This is a genomic window from Aestuariirhabdus litorea (genome assembly GCF_003864255.1).
Lineage (GTDB): Bacteria > Pseudomonadota > Gammaproteobacteria > Pseudomonadales > Aestuariirhabdaceae > Aestuariirhabdus > Aestuariirhabdus litorea.
Genome location: NZ_QWEZ01000001.1, coordinates 1,553,333 through 1,572,705, shown reverse-complemented (window position 1 = coordinate 1,572,705; position 19,373 = coordinate 1,553,333). Strand labels below are relative to the sequence as shown.

General features: G+C 58.7%; 16 protein-coding genes. 6 read left to right on the top strand and 10 right to left on the bottom strand.

Features of this window, described 5'->3' with window-relative positions:
• Nucleotides 1-6: 6 nt before the first annotated feature.
• Nucleotides 7-1,095, top strand: coding sequence for a protease SohB (gene sohB, locus D0544_RS07280; protein ID WP_125015314.1), 1,089 nt, complete (start codon nt 7-9; stop codon nt 1,093-1,095).
• A 22-nt stretch (nt 1,096-1,117) separates the two neighbouring features.
• Nucleotides 1,118-2,113, top strand: a complete 996-nt coding sequence (locus D0544_RS07275) for a YhdH/YhfP family quinone oxidoreductase (RefSeq protein ID WP_125015313.1) — start codon at nt 1,118-1,120, stop codon at nt 2,111-2,113.
• 53 nt (nt 2,114-2,166) lie between these two features.
• Here the strand turns inward: D0544_RS07275 and D0544_RS07270 are convergent, their stop codons facing one another.
• The 6 genes from D0544_RS07270 to metH form a co-directional block, all read right to left on the bottom strand.
• Nucleotides 2,167-3,333: a cation:proton antiporter gene (locus D0544_RS07270; RefSeq protein WP_125015312.1), complete on the bottom strand. Its 1,167-nt coding sequence runs from the start codon at nt 3,331-3,333 to the stop codon at nt 2,167-2,169.
• A gap of 125 nt (nt 3,334-3,458) precedes the next feature.
• Nucleotides 3,459-3,944 carry a DUF934 domain-containing protein gene (locus tag D0544_RS07265; RefSeq protein WP_125015311.1) on the bottom strand — a complete coding sequence of 162 codons (486 nt, stop codon included), beginning with the start codon at nt 3,942-3,944 and terminating at the stop codon, nt 3,459-3,461.
• Complete coding sequence (locus tag D0544_RS07260) at nt 3,928-5,583, bottom strand: nitrite/sulfite reductase (protein ID WP_125015310.1); 1,656 nt, start codon at nt 5,581-5,583, stop codon at nt 3,928-3,930. Before D0544_RS07260 ends, D0544_RS07265 begins: the two co-directional genes overlap by 17 nt.
• Before the next feature lie 127 nt (nt 5,584-5,710).
• Nucleotides 5,711-6,751 (bottom strand): aminopeptidase, encoded by a 1,041-nt coding sequence (locus D0544_RS07255; protein WP_164880865.1) that lies wholly within the window; start codon nt 6,749-6,751, stop codon nt 5,711-5,713.
• Nucleotides 6,752-6,765: 14 nt separating this feature from the next.
• Nucleotides 6,766-8,088, bottom strand: coding sequence for an MATE family efflux transporter (locus D0544_RS07250; RefSeq protein WP_125015308.1), 1,323 nt, complete (start codon nt 8,086-8,088; stop codon nt 6,766-6,768).
• 15 nt (nt 8,089-8,103) lie between these two features.
• A complete protein-coding gene (metH, locus tag D0544_RS07245) occupies nt 8,104-11,811 on the bottom strand; it encodes a methionine synthase (protein ID WP_125015307.1) in 3,708 nt (1,235 codons plus the stop codon).
• Between the two features lie 202 nt (nt 11,812-12,013).
• On the opposite strand from metH, the gene nfuA reads away from it, so the two are divergent.
• The gene (nfuA, locus tag D0544_RS07240; protein WP_125015306.1) at nt 12,014-12,595 is read left to right on the top strand and encodes a Fe-S biogenesis protein NfuA; all 582 of its coding nucleotides are present in this window, start codon (nt 12,014-12,016) and stop codon (nt 12,593-12,595) included.
• Between the two features lie 38 nt (nt 12,596-12,633).
• Here nfuA and greB read toward each other — a convergent pair whose 3' ends face one another.
• The gene (gene greB / locus D0544_RS07235) at nt 12,634-13,155 is read right to left on the bottom strand and encodes a transcription elongation factor GreB (RefSeq protein WP_125015305.1); all 522 of its coding nucleotides are present in this window, start codon (nt 13,153-13,155) and stop codon (nt 12,634-12,636) included.
• Between the two features lie 491 nt (nt 13,156-13,646).
• Entirely contained in the window at nt 13,647-14,714 is a 1,068-nt protein-coding gene (locus D0544_RS07230; RefSeq protein ID WP_125015304.1) for a 3-deoxy-7-phosphoheptulonate synthase, read from the bottom strand.
• A 162-nt stretch (nt 14,715-14,876) separates the two neighbouring features.
• Here D0544_RS07230 and D0544_RS07225 point away from each other — a divergent pair, with 162 nt between their 5' ends.
• A complete protein-coding gene (locus D0544_RS07225; RefSeq protein ID WP_125015303.1) occupies nt 14,877-15,791 on the top strand; it encodes a 5'-nucleotidase in 915 nt (304 codons plus the stop codon).
• Here the strand turns inward: D0544_RS07225 and D0544_RS07220 are convergent.
• Nucleotides 15,788-16,567: a sulfite exporter TauE/SafE family protein gene (locus D0544_RS07220; RefSeq protein WP_125015302.1), complete on the bottom strand. Its 780-nt coding sequence runs from the start codon at nt 16,565-16,567 to the stop codon at nt 15,788-15,790. The genes D0544_RS07225 and D0544_RS07220 overlap by 4 nt on opposite strands.
• Before the next feature lie 157 nt (nt 16,568-16,724).
• Here D0544_RS07220 and cysB point away from each other — a divergent pair, with 157 nt between their 5' ends.
• The gene (gene cysB, locus D0544_RS07215) at nt 16,725-17,699 is read left to right on the top strand and encodes an HTH-type transcriptional regulator CysB (RefSeq protein ID WP_125015301.1); all 975 of its coding nucleotides are present in this window, start codon (nt 16,725-16,727) and stop codon (nt 17,697-17,699) included.
• Nucleotides 17,700-17,789: 90 nt separating this feature from the next.
• Here the strand turns inward: cysB and D0544_RS07210 are convergent, their stop codons facing one another.
• Nucleotides 17,790-18,518 (bottom strand): phosphoadenylyl-sulfate reductase, encoded by a 729-nt coding sequence (locus D0544_RS07210; RefSeq protein ID WP_125015300.1) that lies wholly within the window; start codon nt 18,516-18,518, stop codon nt 17,790-17,792.
• A 227-nt stretch (nt 18,519-18,745) separates the two neighbouring features.
• Here D0544_RS07210 and thrH point away from each other — a divergent pair, with 227 nt between their 5' ends.
• The gene (thrH, locus tag D0544_RS07205; RefSeq protein ID WP_164880864.1) at nt 18,746-19,363 is read left to right on the top strand and encodes a bifunctional phosphoserine phosphatase/homoserine phosphotransferase ThrH; all 618 of its coding nucleotides are present in this window, start codon (nt 18,746-18,748) and stop codon (nt 19,361-19,363) included.
• The last annotated feature ends 10 nt before the right edge of the window (nt 19,364-19,373 follow it).

Here is a 19,373-nt window from a genome sequence, read left to right as displayed (position 1 = left end):
ACTATCTTGGAATTCCTTGCCGAATACGGCCTCTTTTTCGCTAAAACCTTCACCCTGATTTTGGGTATCCTGATTCTGCTGATGGGGGTGGTTGCCATTGCCGGCCGTCACAAGCGTGGAGCCCATTCAGGACAGCTTGAGGTTACCCGACTGAACGATGAGTATCGTGACATGCTGGATCAGCTCAAAGCCGAGGTGCTGGATGAGGAGCAGATAAAGGCCGAGCAGAAGGAGCAGAAGCGTAAGGAGAAGCAGGAGCGTAAGCAGGCCAAGCAGCAGGCCAAGCAGCATAGCAAACCCGCAGACGAAGGGGCAGAGGACGAAGGGGATGAGGGTAAGCCCCGACTCTACGTCCTAGACTTCGATGGTGATATCCGGGCTTCCGATGTGGAGACCCTGCGAGAGGAGATTTCGGCGGTATTGGGGCTGGCGCGGTCCAGGGATGAGGTGCTGGTCCGCCTCGAAAGCGGCGGGGGGATGGTGCATAGCTACGGCCTGGCAGCCTCCCAACTACAGCGTATCCGCAATAAGGGCATTCCCCTGACGGTGGCTGTGGACAAGGTGGCGGCCAGTGGAGGCTACATGATGGCCTGTATCGCCGACCGCATTCTTGCGGCCCCCTTTGCCATTCTCGGCTCCATCGGTGTGGTGGCCCAATTGCCCAATTTCCACCGATTGCTGAAGAAAAACCACGTGGATGTGGAGCTGCTGACGGCCGGTGAACACAAGCGTACCCTGACGATGTTTGGTGAGAACACCGACAAGGGGCGGCAGAAATTCATGGAGGAGCTCGAGGATACCCACGGGCTGTTTAAGGAGTTTGTCTCTGAGCACCGACCACAGCTGGATATGGAGAAGATCGCCACCGGTGAGGTCTGGTTCGGTAAACGTGCGCTGGAGCAACAGTTGGTCGATGAATTGAAAACCAGTGATGAGTATCTGTTTGATCTCAAGGACGAGCGTGATATTTTTCAGGTGAGCTATGTCTACAAGCGATCCTTGCCTGAAAAGTTAGGGCTGGCAGCCGAGCAGTCAGCGGACCGCTTGCTGGTAAAATGGTGGAGTCGAGTGCAGCAGATACGGCTGCTCTCTTGATAAAGGTCCAAGGAGATTGATTGTGAGCCGATTTAAAGCGCTACTCGTGGAACGCAGGGAGGGAGAGAGCCTCTACAGTCAACAGGTGGTTGAGCGGGAGTTTGATGATCTGCCCCCCGGGGATCTGCTGATTCGGGTAAAGTATTCCTCCCTGAACTTTAAGGATGCGCTATCGGCCAAGGGTAACAAGGGGGTAACCAAGAGCTACCCCCATACGCCGGGCATCGATGCGGGCGGTGTGGTGGAGTTTTCCGGAAGTGATCTGTTTTCGGCGGGTGATGAGGTGATCGTGACGGGTTACGACCTCGGTATGAACACCGCCGGTGGATTTTCCCAATACATTCGTATTCCCGCTGAATGGGCGGTACCCCTGCCGCGCGGCTTGAGCCTGCGCCAGGCGATGGTGTTGGGTACGGCCGGCCTTACTGCCGCGCTCTGCGTCGATAAACTGCTGGCCGCCGGGGTAAAACCGGACCTGGGCGAGGTGTTTGTCAGTGGTGCTACCGGCGGGGTAGGCAGCATCAGTGTGGCGCTGCTCTCCAAGCTGGGGTTCGATGTGGCTGCCAGCACGGGTAAGCTGGAGATGGTTGATCGCCTGATCCACCTGGGCGCCAAAAAGGTTGTGGATCGTGACACCATCAGTGAGGGCACCGATCGCCCGATGCTGAAGGAGACCTGGGCCGGAGCAGTCGATACCGTGGGGGGGGATATCCTCTTCAATATCGTCAAGTCCCTCAAGTACGGGGGGAGTGTGGCCTGTTGCGGTATGGTGGCGTCACCCAACTTCCAGGCCAATGTGTTCCCCTTTATCCTGCGTGGGGTCAACCTGCTGGGAGTGGATTCGGTTGAGCAGCCGATCGAGGTTAAGCAGGCGATGTGGCAGCGCCTGGCCGGTGAGTGGCAGCTGGAGTGCCTGGAGTCGGTGGTCACCGAAATCGCCCTGGAAGAGTTGCCCGATGCCATTGAACAGATCTTTCGCGGACGGGCGGTGGGTCGCATTCTGGTCAGAGTGGATTAACCGTTCAGCCCGCCACTAAAAAGCCCGGCCAATGCCGGGCTTTTTAGTGGCGGCTAGTCTCTCCTAAGCCGGTCAGAGACCGCGATCGGCGACTTGAAGTTAAAGACCACTATGTAGGAGGAGATCAGGAAGCTCATGATAGCGGTGGCCTGGATAACATGGGAGGCTTCGGTACCGATCAGCGCCGCTGACGCCGCAATATAGGCGATCAGGATCGAAAACTCGCTGGTTTGGCCCAGGCGGAAGCCCACCTCCCAGCTGGTCGACGCGTCCTCGCCGCTTTTGCTCAGGCAGTATTTAAACACCAGGGGTTTAGCCCCCAGGGTCAGAATAGTCAGTACCAGTGCCGGGATAAAGACGTCGTCCAGCAGCGCCAGGTTGAAGCTCGCGCCCACTGAAAAGAAGAAGAGGATGAGGAAGAAATCCCGCAAGGGTTTGAGGCTGACGGCAATGTACTGGGAGATGGGGCTGGTAGCGACCGAAACGCCGGCAATAAAAGCGCCGATTTCCGCGGACAGGCCGATAGCGTGTGCCAGTTCGGCCAGCCCCAAACACCAGCCGATGGCGACCAGAAACAGGTATTCGTGAAAACGGTCGAACTTTCCCATCAGTGGCAGCAGCAGGTATTTCACAAAGCCGAAAGCGAACAGCAGCAGCAGGGGCAGTGCCAGCAGGGCGGTGAACATGGCCAGGGTTGGGCTGTCTCCCTCGTTGGAGTAAAGGAACAGTAGCACCATGATCGCTATCAAGTCCTGCAGAAGCAGGATGCTGACCACCAACTCACCGGTGTGCTTGTGATGCAGCACGGTGGTGGGCAGCAGCTTGATACCGATGATGGTGCTGGAAAACATCATGGCCGCGCCCATGATAATCGCTTCCTGGGTACTGAAACCGAACAGCAGGCCGGTGGCGTAACCGATCAGGGCAAAGGCAACGGAGCTGGCGACACCGATCCAGGAGGTTTTGCGCAACATATGGGCCAGGTGGGCAGGTTGCATGTCCAGTCCCAGAAGAAACAGCAAAAAGATGATGCCGACGTGGGCAATATCGCTTAGCAACTGGGTGTCGTTAATCATCGCCAGACCGGAAGGGCCAATCAGGGCTCCCAACACGATGTAGGCAATCAGCAGAGGTTGACGGGTATAAAGCGCAACCGATGCCAGCACGGCTGCACCGGCAAAGATCAGGAAGAAAGAAAAAACTATCGAACCGCTATCCATAGTACCTGGCCGATCCCTTCAGCAAAGATGGTGGTTCCAGATTATCACGAGCCACAGGTGGGGGCGAGGCTCGGCGTTGAACAAGGCAGTCGACCGGCTGGCCGGCTGCCTTGTGGTGCGGGGTTTCAGCGCCGGCGAAACAGGGGCAGCGGTTGCTGGACGGCGCTTTGGTAGACGTCGGAAAACTCATCCAGGGCGGCCAGGGCATCTTCGGCATCCCGGTCTTCCCTAATTGCGAAACTGTCAAAACCGCAGCGGTGCATATAAAACAACTGGTCGCGCAGGACATCGCCGACTGCTCGTAGCTCACCCTCATAGCCATATCGCTCGCGCAGCAGGCGGGCCAGTGAATAGCCTCGACCGTCGGTGAAGGCGGGAAACTGAACGGCAATGACGGGGAGCTGGCTCAGGTCCTCTACCAGCAATTCGGGTTCATCGTCGGGCTTGAGCCAGACACCATGGGTGCCCGTTGAGGCCAGTAGCTCGTCGCGGCGTGCTTGCCACTCCTCCAGCGATACCAGTAGTTTGCCGCTCGGGTCACTCTCCTCCGCACTCCACTTGATCGAGAACTCGTCCTCGACGAGGCGGCGGTTCTTAATCAGCTTTGGCATAGGCCCGCTCCTTAAAGGGTTCAATTCCGATACGGTTAAAGGTGTCAATGAAGCGCTCATTGGGTTCGCGTTGTTCCAGGTAGAGATCGATCAGCTTTTCAATGACATCCGGAATCTCTTCACGGCTGAAGGCGCGGCCGATAATCTTGGCTAGTGCCGTATCCTGGTTGGCACTGCCGCCAAGCTGGATCTGGTAGAACTCCTCCCCTTTCTTGTCGACACCCAACAGACCGATATTGCCGACATGGTGGTGGCCACAGGCATTCATGCAGCCTGAGAAGTTCAAACTGACATCACCAATGTCATAAAGCCGTTCCATGCTCGAAAAGCGACGCTGTATCGCTTCTGCTACCGGTATCGACTTGGCGTTGGCCAATGAGCAGAAATCACCGCCGGGGCAGCAGATGATATCGTTGAGGGTTCCAATGTTGGGGGAGGCCAGCTCGACCTCCGCCAGCGCCTGCCAGAGTTCAAACAACTGGTCCTGACGAACATCCGCCAGCACCATATTTTGCATGTGGGTGGTACGCAGTTCGCCGAAGCTGTAGCGGTCGGCCAGGTCGGCGAGGCTGTCCATCTGCTCGGCGCTGATATCGCCGGGGGCCTGGGCGGTTGCCTTCAGGGAGACAGTGACGGCTGCGTAGCCCGCGATTTTATGCTCCATGACATTGCGTTCGTGCCAGCGGGCAAACTCGGGCGCTTGTGCCAGCTGCTCCTGCAGACTGTTGTCCGCGAGATTGCGCTCGTAAGCGGGGGGCGTAAAGAAAGCGCTGACCCGCTCCACTTCGGCCTCGGTGAGGGTGGCGGGTCCCTCTTTGAGGTGTTCCCACTCCTGCTCCACCTTTTCGGCAAAGGTTTCAGGCGAGAGCGCCTTCACCAGGATCTTGATGCGAGCCTTGTATTTGTTGTCGCGACGACCATAACGGTTGTAGACCCGCAGGATAGCCTCCAGATAGGTCAGCAGGTGCTGCCAGGGGAGGTAGTCGCGGATCGGGCTGCCGATGATCGGGGTACGACCCAAACCGCCACCCACCTGGACCTGGAATCCGGTCTCACCCGCACTGTTTTTTACCAGGGTGAGGCCGATGTCATGGACGCCGACCGCAGCCCGGTCCTCGGCAGCGCCATTGACAGCGATTTTGAACTTGCGGGGCAGGTAGGCGAACTCCGGGTGCAGGGTCGACCATTGGCGGATGATTTCACACCAGGGGCGAGGGTCCTCCAGCTCGTCGGCGGCGACGCCGGCAAAGTGGTCGGAGGTGACACTGCGAATGCAGCTACCACTGGTCTGGATGGCGTGCATCTGCACACTGGCCAGCTCTTCAAGGATATCGGGTACCGACTCCAACGCGGGCCAGTTCAGCTGGATATTCTGGCGGGTACTGACGTGTGCATAGCCCTTGTCAAAGCGTCGCGAGATATCTGACAGTTTGCGCAGCTGTTGGCTGGAAAGCATGCCGTAGGGAACGGCAATACGCAGCATCGGGGCAAAACGCTGGACGTAGAGGCCATTCTGGAGTCTCAGGGGCAGGAACTCGGGGTCGCTGAGTTCTCCGTTGAGGTAGCGTTCTGTTTGCCCGCGATACTGGCGGGCGCGGTCATTGACGATCTGCTGGTCAATAGCGTCGTATTTATACATCGAGGGTTTCCGGTCTCGAAGGTGCCCGGGGCACCAGTCAGGTTGTTAGCGGTATTCCAAATTGAATGGGGCGAGAGTAGCAGTTTTTACTTATTCGATAAATGAATGTTTTTCTATATGTTATAACTTATTGGTTATATTTGGGGTGGGTGGACAGGACCCGCTTTCGTTTGTCAGCGGACAGGGCAGCCAGCTCCTCGAGTGCCCGGTAGAGGGCATCAAGGTCGCCTCCCTGCTGTTTCAGCAGCGCCTCGATTTGGGGTACCCAGCGGTGGTAGCTGGCGATCGTTGCCAGCTTGGCATTATTCAGCGTTCCGGCCATCCAGCGGTCATAACGTGCATGCCGCTGTAATGGGCCAAGACGCAACTGCTGATACTCGGTTCTCAGCTGATCAAGCAACCGCTGTTTTTGATCCCGCATGGAGGCAGTGGGGAGATCCTCCCGGTAAAGCCTGTCCAGCCGCTCTCGGGTTTGCTTGACCAGTGCCACCACCTGCTCGCGTGCGCGCCGCTCGAGGGCGGCTTGCTCGCTGTTGTGGGGTAGGTGGTGCAGGGCGGCCCAGCGGCGTACCCCTTCGTCGGCGATCACGGTAGCCAGGCTTTCGTTGAATTCGGTATCCCCCGCTGCAAACACCCGTTGGTGGGCCAGCTCATGGAATATCAGTTCGGCAAGCTGCTGCTCCGGCTCCTCGATAAAGGTGTTGAGCAGTGGGTCATCCAACCAGCCGAGGGTGGAGTAAGCACGGACACCGGCTACCCAGGTATCCATCCCCTGTGCTTGCAGGCGGGAGGCGGCGCGGATGGCCGAGTCGGGGTCAAAATAGCCCCGGTAGCTCAGGCATCCCACCAGGGGGTAGCACCAGTGATGGGGTTGGATGGAGAATTCGTCACTGGCAAACAGGTTCCAGACCACGTAGGGACGCTTGAGGTCGGCGTAGTGGCGGTAGCTGCCATTATCCGGCAGGAGCAGGCTTTGGTGGGCGAATTCCAGGATCGCCTGGCTACGGATCAGGCGCTCGCGTAGCTCAGGGGCGGTCTGGGGGGAGTCGACCAGCTCGCCGACCGGCGCTTGCGCCCGATAGATCCGCCATTGTCCTTCACCGGCCTGCCAGTAGTAGCCGAGGCTTTCACAGCCCCCCAGCAGCAGCGAGAGCAGCGGGACGACCAAGCGCCGACACCACCCTAGATACGGATGCTGATCCACTGCCGTTGGCGCCAGATGGAGGCAAAGAGAAGTGAGGATAGGGCCCTTTGGCCCAGCTGCAGCGCCCAGATAGCGCTTAGTCCGTAGCCCAGTACGGGGCCCAGAAGCCAGGCCAGGGGCAGGAACAGCAGCCACTGAACAGAGGCACTGATGCGCATCACCGTCCGATTGGCACCAGCGCCCAGCAGGGCCTGGGTGAGCACGATGGCGGTGGCGTCCAGCACCATGCCGGCGGCGGTCAGCTGCAGGGGCAGGTGGCCGATAGCGCGCGCCGCTTCATTGTGGAGGAAGAGGCTGAGGACAGCGTCCGGGAAGAGCCAGAAGGGGATGCCCAGTACCAGCAGGACCACTACCGCCAGCCTGACGACGTCCCAGCCCCAGCGATAGGCCTCATCGGGTTCATTGGCTCCCAGGGATTTGCTCACCAGAGTCGTGGCCGCCATGCCCAGGCCAACCCCCGGCAGGATGAGGAACAGGGCCAGGTTGATCAGGACGTGGGCGACCGCCAGCTCTTCAGTGCCGATGCGGGCGATGATCCAGAACAGCAGGGTGATACCGAGGGCAAACAGCATCTGCTGCAGGGAGTTGGGGATCGCCAGACGAAGTACCGAGCGCAGGGTTGTGCGGTCGGGAAGGGTACGCAGGAAACCGTGCTCGCGGGCCTTGCGGGTGGTGATGCTGAAGTAGAGCAGGGAGCCCAGCACCATAGCGATGCTGGTGCCCCAGCCGGCCCCGGCCGCGTCCAGTCGTGGCAGGCCAAAGGCGCCAAAGATCAGGGCGTAGCTGATCAGGATATTGGCCGCGTGCATCACCAGAATCACCTTCAGGTAGGTAGAGGAACGGTGGGTACCGTTCCAGTAGCCCCGGAAGGAGAAGTTCATCGCCACCGCACTCAGCGCCATAATGCGGGCATCAAAGTAGGCAACACCCACCTCGGTAACGGCGGGTTCGCTGCTGATCAGCGCCACCAGCCAGGGGGAGAACGCGTAGAAGAGCAGGCTGATAGGCAGGGCGATCAGCAGGGCGCAGAGCAGCCCCACATTGAGGGGCTGCGCGCACAAGTCACTGCGCCCCTGGCCGACGCGACGGGCAACGATCGCCTGCACCCCGGAGGAGAGGCCCATGATCATGGAGACCGCCAGGAAATTGATGTAGGCCCCGACGCCGACCCCCGCCAGCGCCACCTCCCCCAGACTGCCCACCATGGCCGCATCGACCAGGTTAAGCAGACTCTGGGAGAGCATGCCGCCCATGATGGGCAGTGCCAGCGAGCTTACGCGCCTTATACGCTCTGGTTGCATGGAGCGTCCCGCGGATCAGGCATCGTAGGCCAGTACGGGGCGCAGCCAGCGCTCCACTTCGTCGATACTCATCCCTTTGCGGGCGGCGTAGCTCTCCACCTGGTCACGATTGATCTTGCCAACGGGGAAGTAGCGGGACTCGGGGTGGGAGAAGTACCAGCCCGATACCGAAGCCGCCGGGTGCATGGCGTAGCTGGAGGTCAGTTTCATGCCGCAAAGGCGCTCGGCGTCCAGCAACTCAAACAGCTTGCTCTTTTCGGTATGGTCCGGGCAGGCCGGGTAGCCGGGAGCCGGGCGAATGCCCTGATACTGCTCGCGGATCAGCGCATGGTTATCCAGTGTTTCGGCGGGCTGGTAACCCCACAGCTCCTTGCGCACCCGCTCGTGCATGCGCTCGGCCAGCGCCTCGGCCAGCCGATCGGCGAGGGATTTGACCAGAATAGCGTTGTAGTCGTCGTGGGCCTTTTCAAACTCTGCGGCCAGCTCGTCGGCCCCGATGCCCGCGGTGACCGCAAAGCCGCCGACGTAGTCGCTCAGGCCACTCTCCCTGGGGGCCACAAAGTCGGCCAGCGAGGTCAGGGGCTTGGTGTTGCCGGGTTTCTGGTGCTGTTGGCGCAGGTGGCAAAGGGTTCCTATCACCTGCCCCCGTGACTCATCGGCGTAGAGCTCGATATCATCGTGGTTGATGCTGTTGGCGGGCCACAGGCCGACCACCGCACTGGCACGGATCAGCTTCTCGTTGATGATGCGGGTGAGCATTTTGCGGGCATTTTCATACAGCTCACGGGCCGCCTCACCCACGACTTTATCTTCAAGTATGGCGGGGAATTTGCCCGCCAGGTCCCAACTGATGAAGAAGGGGGTCCAGTCGATATAGTCCACCAGCTCCGCCAGGGGGTAGTCGTCAAAATGGTGCAGGCCCGGCTGCAGGGGGGCGGGCGGGTTGTAGTTGTCCCAGTCGAGGCGGGGGCCCTTGGCGATCGCTTCAGAGTAGCTGTGAACGGTGCCGCGGACCGTACGTTTGGACGCTCGTTCACGCACCTCCTCATACTCCAGCGCCAGCCGGGCTTCCAGCTCGGGGCGCTGTTGTGGTGAGATGAGGGCGCTGGCGACCCCCACGGCGCGGGAGGCGTCGGGGACATAGACCACCTGGCTGCAGTGGAGCTGGGGATCGATTTTAACCGCGGTGTGGGCCTTGGAGGTGGTGGCACCTCCGATCATCAGGGGGAGTGTGATCTGCTGGCGCTCCATCTCTTTGGCAACGGTCACCATCTCGTCCAGTGAGGGGGTGATCAGTCCGGAGAGGCCGATGATGTCGCACTTCTGTTCGATGGCCGTTTGCAGGATCTTCTCACAGGGCACCATCACCCCGAGATCGACCACCTCGAAGTTGTTGCACTGCAGGACCACGCCGACAATGTTCTTGCCGATATCGTGCACATCCCCCTTAACGGTGGCCATCAGGATGCGACCGTTGCTCTGCTGCCCCTCGCTCTTCTCCGCCTCAATATAGGGTTGCAGGTAGGCCACGGCCTGTTTCATCACGCGCGCGGATTTCACCACCTGGGGCAGGAACATCTTGCCGGCGCCAAACAGGTCGCCCACTACGTTCATGCCGTCCATCAGCGGGCCCTCGATGACATCGATGGGGCGCACTGCGATCTGGCGGGCAGCTTCGGTGTCCTCGTTGATGAAGTTGGAGATCCCCTTTACCAGTGCGTGTTGAAGGCGTTCGTTGACCGGCAGCTGCCGCCACTCCTTGTCTTCGCTGCGCGCGCTGCTGGCGCTGCCATCACCGCGGAATTTGTCGGCGATCGCCAGCAGGGCTTCTGTGGCCTCGGGGCTGGTGTTGTTGACCACATCCTCGACCGCATCACGCAGCTCGGCGGGAAGGTCATCGTAGAGAGCCAGCTGGCCGGCGTTGACGATACCCATGTTGAGACCGGCGCGGATGGCGTGCAGCAGGAATACCGAGTGGATCGCTTCCCGCACCGGGTTGTTGCCGCGGAAAGAGAACGAGACGTTACTGACCCCGCCGGAGATGCTGGCGTAGGGCAGATTCTTACGAATCCAGGCGCAGGCCTCGATGAAATCCACCGCGTAGTTGTTGTGCTCCTCGATACCGGTGGCGATGGCGAAGATGTTGGGGTCGAAGATAATGTCCTGGGGGGCGAAGCCAACTTTGTTGACCAGAAGGTCGTAGGAGCGCTTGCAGATCTCGGTCTTGCGGGCGAAGGTGTCGGCCTGACCCTCCTCATCGAAGGCCATCACCACCACGGCGGCTCCGTAACGCTGGCAGGTGCGTGCACGGGCAATAAACTCCTCCTCACCCTCCTTGAGGCTGATGGAGTTGACAATCGCCTTGCCCTGGATGCACTTCAGGCCGGCCTCAATCACCTCCCACTTGGAGGAGTCCACCATGATCGGCAAACGCGCAATATCAGGCTCGGAGGCGATCAGGTTGAGGAATTTGCGCATGGCGGCCACGGCGTCGAGCATCCCCTCGTCCATGTTGACGTCGATCACCTGGGCACCGTTTTCCACCTGCTCGGCAGCCACCTCCAGGGCGGTGTCGTAATCCTCCTCCAGGATCAGGCGCTTGAAGCGGGCCGAGCCGGTGACGTTGCAGCGTTCACCCACATTGACGAAGAGCGAATCAGCATCGACGTTAAAAGGCTCAAGACCCGCCAGGCGCAGGGCCGGCTTGATCTCCGGAATCGGGCGGGGAGCATGGTTTTGCATCGCCTCGCTGATCGCGCGAATGTGCTCGGGGGTGGTGCCACAGCAGCCGCCGATGATGTTGAGGAAGCCGCTGGCGGCGAACTCCTCCACTACGGCGATCATCTGCTGCGGCGTTTCGTCGTACTCACCGAATTCGTTGGGCAGGCCGGCGTTGGGGTGTGCGGAGACATAGGTACTGGCTACCCGGGACAGCTCCTGTACGTAGGGACGCAGCTCCTTGGCACCGAGGGCGCAGTTAAGGCCGATTGATAGCGGTGCCGCGTGGGCGAGGGAGTTCCAGAAGGCCTCAGTGGTTTGTCCCGAGAGGGTGCGACCCGAAGCATCGGTGATGGTGCCGGAAATCATGATCGGCAAACGGGTGCCGCTGCGCTCAAAATACTCCTGTACGGCGTAGACAGCGGCCTTGGCGTTGAGGGTGTCGAAGATGGTTTCAATCAGCAGGATATCCACTCCCCCCTCGACCAGGGAACGGGTTGACTGCAGGTAATCTTCCACCAGTTCATCAAAGGTGATGTGGCGTGCGCCTGGGTCGTTAACGTCGGGGGAGAGGGAGCAGGTCTGGCTGGTGGGGCCGAGCACGCCGGCGACGAAGCGGGGCTTGTCCGGTGTCAAGGCGCTCATCTCGTCGGCGGCCTCCCGCGCCAGGCGAGCAGATTCACGGTTGATCTCGTCCACCAGGGACTGCATCTGGTAGTCAGCCTGGGAGACCCGGGTGGCATTGAAGGTGTTGGTTTCGATGATATCGGCCCCGGCCTCCAGGTACTGGCGATGGATTTCCTTGATGATCTGGGGCTGGGTGAGCGACAGCAGGTCGTTATTGCCCTTGATGTCCATCGGGTACTCTGCAAAGCGTTCGCCCCGGTAATCCTCCTCCTCCAGCTTGTGGCGCTGGATCATGGTGCCCATGGCCCCGTCCAGTATAAGGATGCGGGATTCCAGCGCTGTAAGGAGGGCGGCGTAACGCGTGCTATGAATGGTCATTGAGGGGTTCCGGTTCGCTCGTGGGTGGTTCCGATTCAGGTAGGGCGGGATTTTATCAGAGAATGGAAGGGGACAGTAATGAAGGGGATTCACAAGGTCTGGGAAGTTACTCAATAACCTAGTAACATGATAGGTTAAGGATACCCATGGCAATCTGCCTGGGGTAGAGTAACCAAACTATTGTTGTGGATGGATATACCCGATGTTGATCACTATTACCGAGTCAGCCCAGGACTACCTTGCCGAACTGCTTGCCAAGCAGGAGGTAGAGGGGATCGGTATTCGAGTTTTTGTTACCCAGCCCGGTACCCCCTACGCCGAAACCTGTATTGCCTACTGCAAGCCCGGTGAGAGCAAGCCTGAGGATAAAGTGATGGAGTTGAAAAGCTTCAACGCCTATATCGAAGCGGAGAGCGAGACCTATCTCGAAGAGGCGCTGGTGGATTATGCCGCCGATCGTATGGGGGGGCAGCTGACCATCAAGGCACCCAACGCCAAGGTGCCGCGCATCAGCGACGACAGCTCCATCACCGAGCGCATCAATTACTACCTGGTGACCGAGATCAACCCCGGACTCGCCTCCCACGGAGGCCAGGTGAACCTGGTTGAGGTGGCGGACGACTACGCCGTGTTGCAGTTTGGTGGGGGTTGCCAGGGCTGTGGTATGGCCGACGTCACCCTCAAAGAGGGAATCGAGAAGACCCTCCTCGAGCGTATTCCCGAGCTCAAGGGTGTCCGCGATGTGACCGACCACAGCGAGCGGGCCAACGCCTACTACAAGTAACCTTCAGCTCGCACAGAGAGCCTTACTGACCTGCTGTGTCAGGGGCTCTCAGTCTGTGCTGGGTCGCTGTACTGTACCGCTTCGATGTAAAAACACTCCTCGCCCGAGGGTAGCGTCACCCATACCTCGTCACCGGTCGCCTTGCCGATCAACGCCTTGGCCAGCGGTGAATCCATGCTGATCCACCCCCGTTTTAGATCGAATTCGTCGGGGCCGACGATCCGGTAGTTGACCCGGGCACCATCCTCTTTTTCCAGTTCGATCCAGGCGCCGAAGTAGATGCGCCCCTGGTTCTCCGGTGGGTGATCGACGATGACCAGTTTTTCCAACCGTTTGCGTAAAAAACGCACCCGCCGATCAATCTCGCGCAGCTGCTTTTTGCCATAGATATATTCCGCGTTTTCAGACCGGTCTCCCAAGGCGGCAGCCTCCGATACCGCCTGGGTAACCTCCGGACGCTTCTTGCGCCACAGGTAGTCCAGCTCCTGCTTCAAGGTTTCTGCCCCCTGGGGGGTTATGTAGGCAGATGAGGGGGGGAGGGGCGCGCGGTATCGAGCCATGCTGATTAAAAATCCTGAGGCAGTAAAAGGTGGGCGTCGCCCGATTAATCGGCTATCTTAGCGGCCTTTTTTCGCCGGGCAAAGACGGTTGTGCCAGAGAAGCTAACGTGAAGCGCTATCCACAAAAACTCTTATCCAACTACAGGGTTGTTGGGGCGCCTGGTGGGAAACCTCTCCATCTGGTAACCGCGAACTATGACATTGAGTTGGAGCATGACCGGGCGCTCTGCGGCCAGCCAGTGCCGGAGCCCGGTACCTTGCTGACCCGGGAGCACCTTGCCCTTACCTGCTCTGTGTGCCGGTCGGTTTTTGTCCGTCAGTCAGAGCCGGCTGTGCCCAAACGGCGAAGGGTTCATCATCTACCCGCTGGTGATGAGGTGATACCCGCTCAACAAATGGGGTTTGATTTTGGCTAGCATCACTGGTCGGCTTCGTTGCATAAAAAAAACCGGGGCTTCCCGGTTTTTTTATGCAACGAGGGTGGGCCTGGTTTAATCCTCGCGCCTGCCGGGAAGTACTGTCTTGAGCTTGTCGCGCATCTCCCGAAGCGCTTTCTCGGTGGCGGCCCAATCGATGCAGGCATCGGTGATGGATACGCCGTATTCGAGATTGTCACTCATCTTTTGCGCGCCCCAGCCAAGGTTGCTCTCTATCATCAAACCGACGATGGAGCGGTTGCCCTCGAGAATCTGGTTGCTGACGTTGTCCAGCACCAGCGGTTGCAGGGCCGGATCCTTGTTGGAGTTGGCGTGGCTGCAGTCAACCATGATGTTGGTAGCAATGCCGGCCTTTTCCAGGGCCTGTTCACAGAGTGCGACATTAACCGAGTCGTAGTTGGGTTTGCCGTCCCCTCCACGCAACACCACGTGCCCGTAGGGGTTGCCTTTGGTGTGGGTGATCGCGACCTTACCGGCGTGATCGATTCCGAGAAAGCGGTGTGGGCTGGATACGGACTGGAGGGCGTTAATGGCAACGCTTAGGCCTCCATCGGTGCCGTTTTTGAAGCCCACCGCACAGGAGAGACCGCTGGCCATCTCACGGTGGGTCTGGCTCTCGGTGGTGCGCGCCCCCACCGCAGACCAGGAGATCAGGTCCTGCAGGTACTGGGGAGAGATCGGGTCCAGCGCCTCGGTGGCGGTGGGCAGTCCCAATTCAGCGACATCCATTAGCAGGCGGCGTCCAATGTGCAGCCCGTCCTGGATCTTGAAGGAGTCGTTGAGGTAGGGGTCGTTGATCAGCCCTTTCCAGCCTACGGTGGTACGGGGTTTTTCGAAGTAGACTCGCATCACCAGGTAGAGGGTGTCGGAGACCTCTTCGGCGAGAACCTTGAGCTTATGGGCGTAGTCCATGGCCGCTTTGGTATCGTGAATGGAACAGGGTCCTACCACCACAAAGAGGCGGTGATCCTTGCCATCCAGAATATCCCGGATGACCTGGCGGCCCTGGTCGACAGTGGTGTACGCCGACTCGCTGAGGGGGATTTCAGCCTTAAGCTCGCCGGGGGTAATCAGAATCTCCTGGGATTCTATGTTGAGGTTCTCAATGGGTAGGTTTGTCATTCCGTTTCCTGTATCAGTACATCTGCGCGCGGTGCGTTCGTTATTCTGGTCGGGGTATGATACTGCTTCCTGTCCGCCTTGGTAAGCGTTGACCTGCCGAGAGTAGAGTTTAAGAGGGCATAGGGAGATAATCGGCTAACGCGGATGAATAAAGGGAAAAGGATGGGTGTGCTAACACAGGATAAGCTGGTGGTGGCGATCTCCTCGCGAGCGCTATTTGATATGAGCGATAGCCATGCGGTCTATGAGACGCAGGGGCTCGAGGCATTTGCTCGCTACCAGATTGAGCATGAAAACCAGGTACTGGCACCCGGGGATGCGTTTTCCCTGGTCAGTAAACTGCTGGGCTTGAACCGCTTCTTCGAGGATGGACCCAAGGTTGAAGTGATCCTGCTGTCCCGCAATAGCGCGGACACGGGGCTGCGGGTATTTAACTCCATTGAGCACTATGGGCTCGATATCTCACGGGCCGCGTTTTGCGGTGGGGCCAGCCCCTACAGGTACGTGACCTCGTTCGGCTGCCAGCTGTTTCTCTCTACCCATGCCGACGATGTGCGTCATGCCCTGGAGTCTGGCGTAGCGGCAGCCACCATCCTGGCGGCGCCAGCGGGTGCGGTCGAAAGTGAACAGCTGCGAATTGCGTTTGATGGGGATGCGGTGCTGTTTTCCGATGAGGCTGAGCGGATCTATAAATCAGAAGGGTTGGAAGCCTTTACCCGCAGCGAGAAGGAGGCCGCTAACCTGCCCTTGAGCGGCGGGCCCTTCAAACCCTTTTTGGCCGCACTGCATCGTTTGCAGGCGGCGCTTGACCCTCATGATTGCCCGGTGCGCACCGCCCTGGTGACGGCCCGCTCGGCCCCTGCCCATGAGCGGGTGGTGCGTACCTTGCGCGCCTGGGATATTCGTCTCGATGAATCCCTGTTTTTAGGGGGGATGAAAAAGGGAACTTTCCTCAAGGCGTTTGGGGCGGATGTCTTCTTTGACGATCACATGGTCCACTGCGAGTCGGCCAGTGAGCACGTGGCCACTGGTCATGTCCCCCACGGTATTGCCAACCAGGTCAAGGAGCAGCCTTAGAAGAAGGCGTACTTGAGGCCCAGGGCCAGCAGAGTGCTGGCCAGAATCGGGTGCAATACCCGGTCGGGCAGACGTGACCCCAGCCGGGTCCCCAGGTAGATCGCGGGCAGGGAGCCCATCAACAGGCAGCCCAGCAGATAAAAATCAACGTTGCCAAGCAGCAGGTGGCCAAGGCCCGCCACCAGTGTAAGGGGGACTGCGTGGGCCAGATCGGTTCCGACCACACGAATCGAGAGCAGGGCCGGGTAGAGCACCATGAGCACGGCGGTACCGAAGGCGCCAGCTCCTACCGATGACAGAGTGACAAAGGTACCGAGGAATACCCCCATCACCCAGGTCAGGGTGGTGCTGTGATGGTGTAAAAATCCGGGCTTGTCGCCAGCGCTCTTGTGGAACTTCACCAACTTATTTTTGAACAACAATACCAGTGCAGTGAGAATCAGCATCACACCCAGGCTGCTGGTCAGTATGTGCCCATAACTACTGCTGTCGGGGAAGTAAAGGTAGAGGATCAATACGGTGATCAGCGCGGCCGGCATACTCCCCAGGCCCAGCAACAGCACCAGGCGCCAGTCGATGGTCCCACGGCGATGGTGCATGGCGACACCACTGGCCTTGGTTAACGAGGCGTACATAAGGTCGGTGCCGATGGCGATATGGGGAGGAAACCCAAACAGCAGCAGCAAGGGGGTCATCAGCGACCCGCCGCCCACCCCGGTGATACCCACGGCAAGGCCAACACCGGCGCCGGCTAAAATATAAGCTAATATATCCATTAAATATGGTCTAAAGTTATAACTAGCCCAAGAGAGGGCACGTAAAGGAATGGAGTGCTTCTGGATGCTAATGTAGCGACTAGCATCTATTCTATAAAAGAATATTTCCTTATATTTTTAGACGTCTGTAGCATATAAGCCAATAACGGAGGGCTGTATGAAGCTGCAACAACTGCGGTATATCTGGGAAGTCGCACACCACGACCTGAATGTGTCGGCCACCGCACAGAGTCTCTACACCTCGCAGCCGGGTATCAGCAAGCAGATTCGCCTGCTGGAGGATGAGCTGGGCGTTGAGGTCTTTGCTCGCAGCGGTAAGCACTTGACCCGCATCACCCCTGCCGGAGAGGCCATTATCGAAAAGGCCGGCGAGATCCTGCGCAAGGTCGAAAGTATCAAACAGGTAGCGCAGGAGTTCAGCGACGAGAAACGCGGTAGCCTGTCCATCGCCACCACCCATACCCAGGCGCGTTATGCCTTACCCCAGGTGATCAAGGAGTTTATCGGGGACTACCCCGAGGTATCTCTGCATATGCATCAGGGGACCCCTATGCAGATCTCCGAAATGGCCGCTGACGGGACCGTCGATTTCGCCATCGCTACTGAGGCGCTTGAGCTCTTTAGCGATCTGGTGATGATGCCCTGTTACCGCTGGAACCGCTGTATTCTGGTTCCCCGCGGCCATGCGTTGGCCAATATCCAGGAGCTCAGCCTGAGGGATGTCGCCCAGTACCCCATTGTGACCTATGTGTTTGGGTTTACTGGTCGCTCCAAGCTGGATGAGGCCTTTATGAATGAGGGGTTAACCCCTCGGGTTGTTTTTACCGCCGCCGATGCCGATGTGATCAAAACCTATGTTCGTTTGGGGTTGGGAGTCGGCATCATTGCCGGTATGGCCTATAACCCGCAATCCGACTCGGACCTGGTGGCTCTGGATGCCAGTCGTTTGTTTGAGGCCAGCGTGACCAAAATAGGGTTCCGACGGGGCACCTTTATCCGGGGCTTTATGTATCACTTCATCCAGAAGTTTGCCCCTCACCTCACCCGGGAGGTGGTGGATGAAGCCTATCGTCGTCATAACAAGGCGGAGTTGGACGAGTTGTTCAGCACCATCGATATACCCACTCATTAATCGCAGGGGAAACAACAACGGGGCCATCGGCCCCGTTGTTGTTTTTGTGGCGGCGGTGGGTGCAACACTTGCCCCACGCCGGTGTGGGGGTCAGGATTTCTGGATATTGCCCACGTGCAGCCCGCACTCCTTGGCGGTCGACTCTTCCCACCACCAGCGTCCCTCGCGCTCGTGCTGGTTGGGTCGTACGGCACGGGTGCAGGGCTCGCAACCGATGCTGATAAAACCCTGGTCGTGCAGTTCGTTGTAGGGGACGTCGAACATCCAGATAAAGTCCCATACCTCCCTGGAGCTCCAGTTGGCAAGGGGGTTGAATTTGACGAGCTCTCTGCGGGCGCCGGAGAAAGTAGGGTCGGTTTCGATCACCGGGATATCGCTTCGAGTGCCGGGGCTCTGGTCTTTTCGCTGGCCGGTAATCCAGGCATCAACACCGGACAGTTTTTTGCGGAGCGGGGCGATCTTGCGGATGGAGCAACACTCGCTATGGCCGTCCGCGTAGAAACTGAACAGCCCTTTTGACTTGACCAGCTCTTCGACTGCGGCGGCCTCAGGGTAGATCAGCTCGATCTCGATCTGGTAGTGGTTGCGGACCTTTTCGATAAAACGGTAGGTCTGCGGATGCAGTCGACCGGTGTCGAGGCAGAAGACCTGCAGGCGGTCGGTCAGTTTGCTGGCCATCTCGATCAGGGCAACGTCTTCGGCACCACTAAAGGAGAGGGCGATGTTATCAAACTGCTTGAAGGCCAACTCAAGGATCTGCTGGGGTGTTTGATCCTGATAGGTCTCGTTGAGTTGCTTGGTATTGAATTCAGCGCTCACCTGCCACCTCGTTACGGCTTTTAAAATTAAGGGTTATAAGTTGGCTTTGGATTTTAGCTTTTTATGAATATGAAAAGTAATAATATGTTTTTCTATGGTTAGGCGCGCCTGCTATATGTTGGCCGCTGGCCCTTCGCTAGCGGGGGTAGATGGGATTCTTGCATGGTTATCCGCAACGGGGTAGATTGGCGCCTTCTATTATCTTTGATCAACTTCAGGAGTCGTTAGTGGAGATCGCATGTCTGGACCTCGAAGGCGTTTTGATACCGGAAATCTGGATTAATTTCGCCGAAAAAACTGGGATCGAAGCGCTGAAAGCGACCACTCGCGATATCCCCGATTACGATGTGCTGATGAAGCAGCGGCTGGCGATTCTGGAGCGGGAGGGGTATGGACTGCCGGATATCCAGGCAGTGATCGATACCCTGGAGCCTCTGCCTGGAGCGGTTGAATTTGTTGCCTGGTTGCGAGAGCGCTTCCAGGTGGTGATCCTCTCCGATACATTTTACGAGTTTGCCCAGCCGCTGATGCGCAAGCTGGGTTTTCCGACCCTGTTGTGCCACAAGCTGGTGGTGGATGAGCAGGGGAAAATTACCGACTACCAACTGCGCCAGCGAGACCCCAAACGACAGTCGGTGATCGCCCTGCATTCACTCTATTATCGGGTGATCGCGACGGGAGACTCCTACAACGACACCAGTATGCTGGCGGAAGCTGAGGCGGGCATCCTCTTTAAAGCTCCCGATAACGTGATCGCCGAGTTTCCGCAGTTTCCAGCGGTTCACTCCTACGAGGAGCTCAAGCGCGAGTTCATCAAAGCCAGCGAGCGTGAGCTGAGCCTCTAACACGTTGCTG